Source organism: Streptomyces chiangmaiensis (genome assembly GCF_036281785.1).
In the GTDB taxonomy this organism is placed as follows: Bacteria; Actinomycetota; Actinomycetes; order Streptomycetales; family Streptomycetaceae; genus Streptomyces; species Streptomyces chiangmaiensis.
The window spans coordinates 1-503 of the sequence record NZ_JAYWVC010000773.1; the positions used below are offsets into that span (position 1 = coordinate 1).

Consider the following 503-nt stretch of genomic DNA (forward strand, 5'->3'; position numbering starts at 1 on the left):
CGGGATTGCAGAGTCGCCCCATTGGCTGACGCCTTCGGGCGTCGTAGGCATGAGGCGTGGGCGAGGCGGAGTTGCACCCCATCCGGCGTCTTCGCTCCCTGGTAGGCGATGTTCCGTGCCTTGATCGCCTTCCGGGTGGTGCGGAGCCATTGCTCCCACCCGGTCGGGGACTGCGGGGCCCGGTCGGCATGCAGAAGCAGTTGCCCGCAGAGCTGGCAGCGGCCCTTCTGCGTCTGGAGCAGACGCATGGTGGCCCGGTCCAGCGGCAGGGGTGCGCTTCTGCGTCGCCGGTCGGCCCAGTAGTCGGCCAGGGCCGGATCGTCCGGAGACGAGGTGCCCTTGACCAGCTGATGCCGGACTATTTTCGTCCAGGCGAACTTGACGAGGTAGGCGCCGTTGTCGCGGTGGCCGAATACCCATCTATCCTGCCGGGCGGTGTTGAATCGGCCGAAGTACCGATGGGTGATCCAGTGCTTCGACTTCTTCGGATGCCTGCGCAGGGT

The 503-nt window shown here is 66.6% G+C and carries 1 pseudogene; it reads right to left on the minus strand.

Going from position 1 to position 503, the window contains the following annotated elements:
* Window positions 1-503, minus strand: a pseudogene (locus tag VXC91_RS46860) (RNA-directed DNA polymerase); the annotation flags it as partial.